Origin of the sequence: Phormidium pseudopriestleyi FRX01 (genome assembly GCF_017313335.1) — a bacterium.
Classification (GTDB): Bacteria; Cyanobacteriota; Cyanobacteriia; order Cyanobacteriales; family Laspinemataceae; genus Laspinema; species Laspinema pseudopriestleyi.
On the sequence record NZ_JAFLQW010000334.1, the window covers coordinates 1 to 7,995 of the forward strand.

Below are 7,995 nucleotides of genomic sequence, written 5' to 3' on the forward strand. Positions count from 1 at the left end.
CAGGATTTAACTCCCCTCACTGGGGAAGATATTGCAGATTTAGTGCTGTTTTGCGTGACTCGACCCCTCCATGTGAATATTAGCGAAATGTTGGTGGTGCCAGTGGATCAGGCGAATGCTACCCTTGTTCATCGGCGACGTTAAACTTAAAAAGATGCGCGTGAAGGACACAAGACAGATGCAATCTACGACTCAGGGTGAAGGGTTAACAATCGCCCAACTCAGGGCGATATCCAAGGGCAATAGACTCTCAACTTGGCGAGGGTTTAGCTTGGCGGTGATTTGTGGTGTACCGGATTTTGGGGAATAGGGTCGTGACACCGGCAAAGCTAGAAGCACAAGCGAAACAAGGTGATCTGCGGGCGATCGCCACCTTGATTGATGACTGTTTAACTCCCCACGGGATGAGAGTTCAGGTGCGCCTGCATCAGGGTTTACTGTCGGTGAGTGTTCATGCGCCGACTCCCAAACATCGGCAATGGTGCGTTTCTGCGATTCGGGAACTGCTGATCAAGTTGAGAATTCCGGCAGTCGCCCGGGTCCGGATTTTGGGCAAAAATCGCGATCGCTCAGTGATCTGGAATGAAGAATTTGCCCTCGGGAATGGATCTCATGTGCGGAACGGTGCCACCCGACGGCGCAGAAGGCGCAATTCTCACCCCAACGGTACATTGTCCGCACCGACGACCCTCAATCGTCGTTCCGCCTCAACGGGAGCGAAAAAGAGGCGATCGCCCAAGACCAAGCTGCAAAAAGACCCCTGGTTAGCGGTTAATTTATCCGTCCTGTTTCCGGGTCTCGGACAGATTTATGGGGGAAAATTTTTCCGAGGGTTGGGAATTATTTTAATTGAAGCGGTCTTAATTACCGTGGCAGTCGTTTCGTTCTTTAGTCCCGAAGGAAATACTCTAACCAGTTTGGGATTAGTTTTGCCCATTCTTGGCATTTATTTGGTCAATATTATTGATGCTCATCGATGTTTTAAAACCCTATCTTTCTTGCGGTTGGAACGGGTTCTTAAAAATAAAAGAAATAAAAATAATCCTTGGGTTGCAGTGTTTTTATCGCAACTGTTACCGGGACTGGGCCATTTCTATTTAAAAAATTTCGGCCTAGGCGCAGTCTTGATGATTAGCCTAGTTTTTGCTTCTAATATTGCCCGATTACATCCGGGATGGTTGCTGGTTCCGCCTTTACTGTATGCGATCGCCTGTTACCATGCTTATTTTTCCTGTCCGCGATCGGCCCTCCATTCCCAGGACCCGATTGTAATGATTGTGATTTTGATTATCGCCTTCAAACTCTCAGGGATTTTTATTCCCGCTTGGGTGGAACATGATTTTGTCCAACGGTTTACGATTCCTAGTGATTCGATGGTTCCCACTCTCCGTTCGGGAGACCAAATCATCGCTCTAAAAGCTCGGGGGCGTCCTCCGCAAAAGGGGGATTTGATTGTCTTCCGTCTTCCGGAATTTGCGAAAACTCTTGACCCGAATGCTGGAGATTTATTTATCAAACGCACCATCGGGATGCCCTTAGATGTACTCCGACTCAAGGATGGGATTATTTATATCAATAATGAGCCGCTTTCCGAGGACTATGTTGCTGGCCCTGCTCAGTATAATTTAGACCCCCAGATAGTCCCGGCAGACAGTTATTTTGTGTTAGGCGATAATCGCAACGATAGCTTTGATTCTCACGTTTGGGGATATGTCCCGAGAAATCACATTATCGGGAAGGCGTATAAAATCTACTGGCCCCCAGAACGGATCGGACCTTTGCGGTAAATCCTGGGATGGCGATCGCCAAAAGAGACGTGCCGAGCACGTCTCTTTAGACTATACCGGATCTCCCTGTCTTAAAATCGTAAACCGACGCCGCCTTGCAACGAGACAGCAGGTTTGCTTTCATCGTCATAAGCATCCAGGGCAATCACCGCATTCCCAAAGATGATGAATCGGGTATTGGGAACGGCAAAATCTACCCCGGGTTGAATGGCAAAGCTAACTTTTTGGCCCACGGGTGTATCTCCAGTAGTGAGGGCCGCACCTGCACCCAAGTAAATATCCGTTTGCCAGGTGAGGGGATAGTCGTAGGAAATGGTTGGAACCACTGCCGTGCCATCGCCGCTAAAAAATGCTTGGGCGCGTAATGAAATCGGCACCGGGAGCAGTTTATAGCGTGCTGCCAGTAAGAAAGAGTTTTGCCGATCGCCCTCTAGTTCCGTAAGTCCAGCGGATCCACCAATCCCAATATAACTCCCATAAGCCGCTTGCGCCGATGCCGGTTTACTAGATAGGGCTAAACTGCTGGCGATCGCCACTGTCCCTAACATGAGCGCACCCAAAGTTGATCCAAATTTTTTCAGACGTTCCATTTCCTTACTCCTCTATCCCACTACAAATAAATACTTCCAATGTTCCGTCGATTCTAGCTTAAGTTGAATCGCCGGACCATCACCCAGTCTGTTTCCCTATCCCATTGGGAATGGCACAACCCAGAGGAGTCAAGGGTTTGAATGAAGGGTTAACTCCAGTTAACCCTAATGTCAAAATTTGGGTATTTCAACCCCAAACCGGGTTTCAGGTGGATGGAATCCTCACCCAAGGCCCTAGGGATAATCAACCCCTTAAGGTTGGGAACAGAGGGGATAAATCCCCCCTTGGGCGCAGATATAAACAATTTGTTTATCATCTAAATTTCGCGCTTGGGTAAAATCAACCCCCCGCAAAAATCCGGAGGTGGAGGGTTCGGGGGATTGGATCAGGCGATCGCCTCTTTGAGTTTGCGGTTTGAAAAACACGGCCCCTTGGAAATCCGCCCCTTCCACATTCGCCCCTTGAAAATTCACCGAGGTGAGATCGCTTTGCTGGAAGTTGACATTTTGTAACTGAGCAAAACTCAAATTTGCACCGGCCAATTTCGTCCCGCTCAAGTTAGCATTTTGGAGATTAGACTGGGTGAAATTAGCCCGACTCAAATCCGCCCCCTGCCAGTCCGATCGCGTTAGGTTCGCTTTTGCCAGGGTTGCGCCCGTTGCCACCACCCGGGGGAACCTTGCACCCGTAGCCAGAATTCCGGTTAAGTTGGCTTCCCCTAACTGAGCACCCACCACAGAGGCATTAGTGAGGTCCGCGAATCGGAAATCTGCTCCGATCGCCTGGGTACTGCTGAGGTTGGCACCGGTCATTTGAGCATTGGAGAGGTTCGCCCGGTCCAGTTTGGCCCGACTGAGGTTGCTATAGGCGAAGATAACATGACTGAGAAATGCCCCAGTAAAGTCGGCATCGGTGAGGATGCTGGCGGTAAAGTCGGCTTTTTGGTCATCCACAGTTCCGAAACGGCGATCGCCTCCGGGACTGGAAAATTGACTGCTTTTAAAACTGGCATGGGTTAAAATAGCACCCCGAAATCGAATCCCGGATAAGTCAGTTTTTTCTAACACCAAGGTGAAGGGGGCCGCGAACGTGGTGATTTGGCCCAAATGAGTGCGGCTGAGTTCCAGGGTATCGAACTCAGTGCTATAAAGTTGGAGGAGTTTGGCGATCGCCCGTTGGGTGGCTTGGAGTCGCAGTTGCACCACTTCCAACTGCTCCTCATTGGTGCTGTAACGCAGGGAATCCAGGTCTGTGCGGGTGGATTGATTTAATTTTTGCAAATAGGGGAGCGATCGCGCTCCACTGCTGACTAAAGCTTGCTGGAGGACATCCAGTTGAGCCGCGTCAGTTTCCAAGGCCAGCATATCCGCTAAAATTTGGTACTGGGCCTCGGGATTATCTAAACTGGCTAATCCGAGAATCGCACCTTGACGCTCATCCGATGCAAATTGACGGACCCAAGTGAGAAACTTTTCCTGATCCCGCGCCGCCTGAGTCCGGGCATTTTCTTGAGATTGAATATAAAGTTGAGTCGTGACAAAGGTTCCCAAAATTGCAGCCAGACCCATAGCCAATGCCAGGGCCTTTTTCCCGCTACTTTGAAGGCGCATCCCATTCCACCACTGATCTAGCAAGGGTTTTGATTCCGGCCTCGGTTCAATGACACCTTGTGCCTCTAATTGAATTCCCACCTGTTTTGAGTTGCTGCTGTTCATGTTTCTACTAGGTCCCGAAACGCTGTGTCGGCTACTGCGGACCCACGTTCCGGCGAGGCGATCGTGCAGGGTGCGGCACTTGGGATCAAAGTAACTCCAGAGTCCATCAAAGGCCACCATCAAGGCCGTTGTTACTCCCAAAATTACTAAGTCCGGTACCGCGCCTGTAATTAGCCAGATTACATAGGCGCTGGTGAGGGTCACTCCCCAGCGGCCTACTGCCTCTCGCAACAGTGCACGCCCAAAACCAGGCACTTTTCCCGCATCCGTCACCACCTGGAGGCGCAACCAGCGCTTCGGTAAAGTCTGACCCGTGAGTCCGAGTAGATATAACTGCCAAATACTGACGCTCAAGGCGGCGATCGGGCCAATTGTCCAAAGGAAATTGACGAGGGGAGGGACCAGACGGGTGCAGTTGAGTCCTCGGGGATTGTTACAAGTCGGAGGCAGCGCCAGGGTCCGGGCGATCGCACCTTCCAGACTCGCCAGAACCGGATTCAGGGGGACAGGTTGCACATTCAGATACCGCGTGGCGTGCCATCCCAGAGACAGGGGAACTAAGGCGCTAACGGCAATCAGCGCCAGTTCTACTGTACTCGCGGCCAACCGTCGGGGAAATACGGTCACGGGGTGGACTTTCCCCGAACTGCGGGGTTTGGTTCTTTTAGTCGATTGGACCTTGGGGAAAGTCCGCTTTGGGCCTTTAGATTTCCCAGTCACTCTTATTGATTTGGGTTGGAGGATTTGGACGCTAAAAATAATTTATATCCCACAAACCCTAACACCCCTACTGCGGCCAAGGTAAAGGCTAACCGAACTAAATTTAAGACGGTACTCACTGCAGATAAGGCAAAGACTCCCCCCACGGCGATCGCCACCAATTTTCCCCCATCGGGCAGTTCTTGATACCACAGGGTTAACTGTTGGTAGACCGATTTTAAGGAAGGGGAGGAAGGCGTAGAACTCGGCAAGGGTTGCGGTTGGTCGATTTGCGCCTCTAACTCTTGCAGTTGGCGCTCTAATTTATGGCGTTCTTGAGGATTCATGAGCTTTCAATGATTCGAGGAGGATTTTATTTGACTCCAGTCCCCCATTAGACTGGGGAAGCTGTTCCTGTGATTGTAGCGAACCCAGGTCTGAACAGTCTGTTTTAACGGGCTGACTCGGGAAAATTGAAGGCAATTTATGGGTTTTGCCAACCCTCATGATGAAGACATTTAGGAGGAGTTTGGGCAAAAAATAGGTAATTTAACCGCTATAAATCCGCACTTTGGCTGATTTTTTTCCCCAGGGTTAACAGTAGGATTAAAAGAGATTGAGAAATGTGCATGGCGAACCCCCAAAAATTTGGGGGTTTTTTATTGCGGTCAATTCGCCCAATTAGCCGATCAACTATAGCCGTTCTCATGTGCGTGAGTAGGGGCGCATTGCGCCCCTACATGAAATAACGATTTTTTGTCATTAAATTTACCACAAATTCAGGGCAACCCCTAAAGGAGTCATTTTCATCCAACCCCGTTGACAGGGCTAGAGTAAAACCCCGCACTCTTCAAGATGTCGGTTTTTGCTCTATATAAGACTCAAAGCGCGATCGCAGTTGTTCTAAGGTTAATTTTTGCGTCCAATATTCGACTAAGGCATGACCAAAGGCCCAGGCATTGCGATCGCTGGTTCCCCGATTATCCCGCAGCAAGGGCCACAGGGACAGTAAATCAAACTGAAAGGGTTTGGCGTCGGTATTAAACAAATTAAATAAGTCATAGCCCATTTGCAGTTTACCAATCACTACGGGTAACTGTTCTACCGGAATTTGTTCCGCCAAGGCATAAGCAAGGGTCGGGGACCCGGTGGAAAGGGTGGAAATGAACTGGAGTACGGGACTCTTGAGTAACGAGGTCAATCCTTGGGTGGTTGCCATCTGGAATGTATAGCGGTCAATAATTTTAGCTGAAGCAACAATCCGGGATTCGCGATCGCGCAAAAATCGGGCTAGGCGCTGTTGTTTCGCGGGGTCGATCGCCTCAATTAGTGCTACCGCCAGGGTATCTGCATTCCACGGCGATCGCCCTTGTTGTGAGTCCTGGGTCACAATTGGTAAAATGCGATCGCAATATTCCCCCAATTGTTCGGTGCGATATTGGGTTGCTTCCCGAATCGATTTTTCTTTGGGTTTATCCCCCCAAACCCAATCATAAGGAGGATTCCACTCCCGAATCGGACGCAAGCGATCGACTTGAGTCACAATGGCGATCGCTGGTAAATCTGACACTTGGTCCTTAATTTCTTTGAGAAAATCCACATCCATTTGTAGGGCCGGATCTAAAGCGGGGGTCACCAACAATAACAAATCCGCAGTTGTGCCATAGTCGAGCACCATCTCTCGCAAATCGGCACGTTTTGCTTGTTCATATCCCGGAGTATCCCATAAAATCAGGGTTTCCCCGCCCTCACTCTGCCAATGATAGTTAGATATTAAATCCGTACTCGGCAACAAATCCACCTCGGCGCGATCGCTGTCAAACAATGTATTAATCAGACTACTTTTTCCCGCCCCAGTCCGCCCCACTAACAAAATATTAACGGGTTTTTGTGCGACATTTTCCACAGGTTCTGCCTGGGAGATAATCTCTCGCAGAGTTTGGGTTTTTGCCTTGGGTAAAGCAGGAGTAGATATCTGTGAGGCAGTCTCGGGTAATGTCCGCTTCCCATACAAAGTAGCCGCTTGCCGACTCAAATTCCGTAATGCTGCTTCTCGCAACAGTTGTCCCAAATTCACTAACAATTCTTGAGTGGCCCGATTACTAGAACCCTGAGAGGCCACTCGTGCCGCTGCTGCAGCGGGATTCACAAACCATTGTACCCAGTTCCAAACTTGAAACAGTTTGCGTGCGGAAGGTTCCAATTTTTGATACATTTGATATGCTTGAAAGGCTTGTCCTACGGTGACTTGATTGAGGGCTGGTGAGAGTTGTTGCATCCAGCGGTCCATATCATCAACGGTGCCTCGAATCAGTCCATAAGCTTGGGGAATGTAAATGTTCAGCAGGGGATATTTGACTTCGGGATTATAAATTAAGGCGATCGCGGTTACGACTTCCTGACATCGGTTCCCAAAGGTTTGTAAATCCTCCCAAATCGGCGGGTCAGTCCGAGAGGTTTCTAATATCTTTTGTAAGGCGATTTCAGCTTTTTGAGTGGCTTGATCGGCAGTGGGTCCGGTGTTTTGTTGTTTAGACTCTTCGATGTCCTGATTCACCTGGGCGATCGCTGCTTCCATTTCCGCCATCATCGGTTGAGTCCACTGCACTAACAGCCACCGCCACCCCACTAAAACGAGGGTAAATATTGCCCAAATCCAGTTCAAATTCCATTCATGAATTTGGGTTCCGGCTGCTATGAGTAAAAAGCTGACTATAGCGGCGATCGGCAGGGCTAAAATCACCCATTGCCAAGTTTTTAATCTAACCATTTATCTATGCCTCCTGAAATAAATTGGGTTTTCTAAATGGATATGGAGTGAACAGCGCCTAAATTCGTCTGGGTTGACATCATCGGTGCATCCGGTCCTCCCCACAATTTTAGACTAAATCTCATAGGGCAAGAGGACTTACACGGAATCCAGTTTTCAAAGGTCTATAAAAACCCGCAGCCTTTAGGATTCTGTTGGCTAATCACATGGGGGGTGCTACCCCCCAAGCAACCTAGGACTAGAATAAGAAAGAGTGGAGACAGGATATTGAGCTTTAAGAACAGCAAAAGCACTGGGAGGACGGATGGCCCTATAAGGCTTTGTCCACCACTCAAACAAACGACTTACATTCATAGCTGTAGCTATTGCTATATGCTGTAAATGGGTGAGGGCTAGACCCGCATAACGAGAGCGACGTAAATCAAATGCCCTC

The 7,995-nt window shown here is 49.3% G+C and carries 7 protein-coding genes; 2 read left to right on the forward strand and 5 right to left on the reverse strand.

All coding sequences use genetic code 11. The features are described from left to right. Nucleotides 1-178: 178 nt before the first annotated feature. Nucleotides 179-310 (forward strand): hypothetical protein, encoded by a 132-nt coding sequence (locus J0895_RS26395; protein ID WP_277989831.1) that lies wholly within the window; start codon nucleotides 179-181, stop codon nucleotides 308-310. Nucleotides 311-314: 4 nt separating this feature from the next. After that, complete coding sequence (gene lepB / locus J0895_RS26755) at nucleotides 315-1,787, forward strand: signal peptidase I (RefSeq protein ID WP_207088446.1); 1,473 nt, start codon at nucleotides 315-317, stop codon at nucleotides 1,785-1,787. A 71-nt stretch (nucleotides 1,788-1,858) separates the two neighbouring features. Here lepB and J0895_RS12630 read toward each other — a convergent pair whose 3' ends face one another. The 5 genes from J0895_RS12630 to J0895_RS12650 all read right to left on the reverse strand — a co-directional run. Further along, a complete protein-coding gene (locus tag J0895_RS12630) occupies nucleotides 1,859-2,377 on the reverse strand; it encodes a hypothetical protein (protein WP_207088447.1) in 519 nt (172 codons plus the stop codon). 252 nt (nucleotides 2,378-2,629) lie between these two features. Then, nucleotides 2,630-4,720, reverse strand: a complete 2,091-nt coding sequence (locus J0895_RS12635; protein WP_207088448.1) for a pentapeptide repeat-containing protein — start codon at nucleotides 4,718-4,720, stop codon at nucleotides 2,630-2,632. A 95-nt stretch (nucleotides 4,721-4,815) separates the two neighbouring features. Further along, nucleotides 4,816-5,139, reverse strand: a complete 324-nt coding sequence (locus J0895_RS12640; RefSeq protein WP_207088449.1) for a hypothetical protein — start codon at nucleotides 5,137-5,139, stop codon at nucleotides 4,816-4,818. Between the two features lie 503 nt (nucleotides 5,140-5,642). Beyond that, nucleotides 5,643-7,562 carry a GTPase family protein gene (locus J0895_RS12645; protein WP_207088450.1) on the reverse strand — a complete coding sequence of 640 codons (1,920 nt, stop codon included), beginning with the start codon at nucleotides 7,560-7,562 and terminating at the stop codon, nucleotides 5,643-5,645. A 216-nt stretch (nucleotides 7,563-7,778) separates the two neighbouring features. Beyond that, nucleotides 7,779-7,995 (reverse strand): hypothetical protein (locus J0895_RS12650; protein WP_207088451.1); only part of this gene is annotated, 217 nt, incomplete at its 5' end.

What these genes read in the sequence shown, in the direction of transcription:
- J0895_RS12630 (WP_207088447.1), bottom strand. Translation starts at nt 2,377, where the DNA reads ATGGAACGTCTGAAAAAATTTGGATCAACTTTGGGTGCGCTCATGTTA.
- J0895_RS12645 (WP_207088450.1), bottom strand. Translation starts at nt 7,562, where the DNA reads ATGGTTAGATTAAAAACTTGGCAATGGGTGATTTTAGCCCTGCCGATC.
- J0895_RS12640 (WP_207088449.1), bottom strand. Translation starts at nt 5,139, where the DNA reads ATGAATCCTCAAGAACGCCATAAATTAGAGCGCCAACTGCAAGAGTTA.
- J0895_RS26395 (WP_277989831.1), top strand. Translation starts at nt 179, where the DNA reads ATGCAATCTACGACTCAGGGTGAAGGGTTAACAATCGCCCAACTCAGG.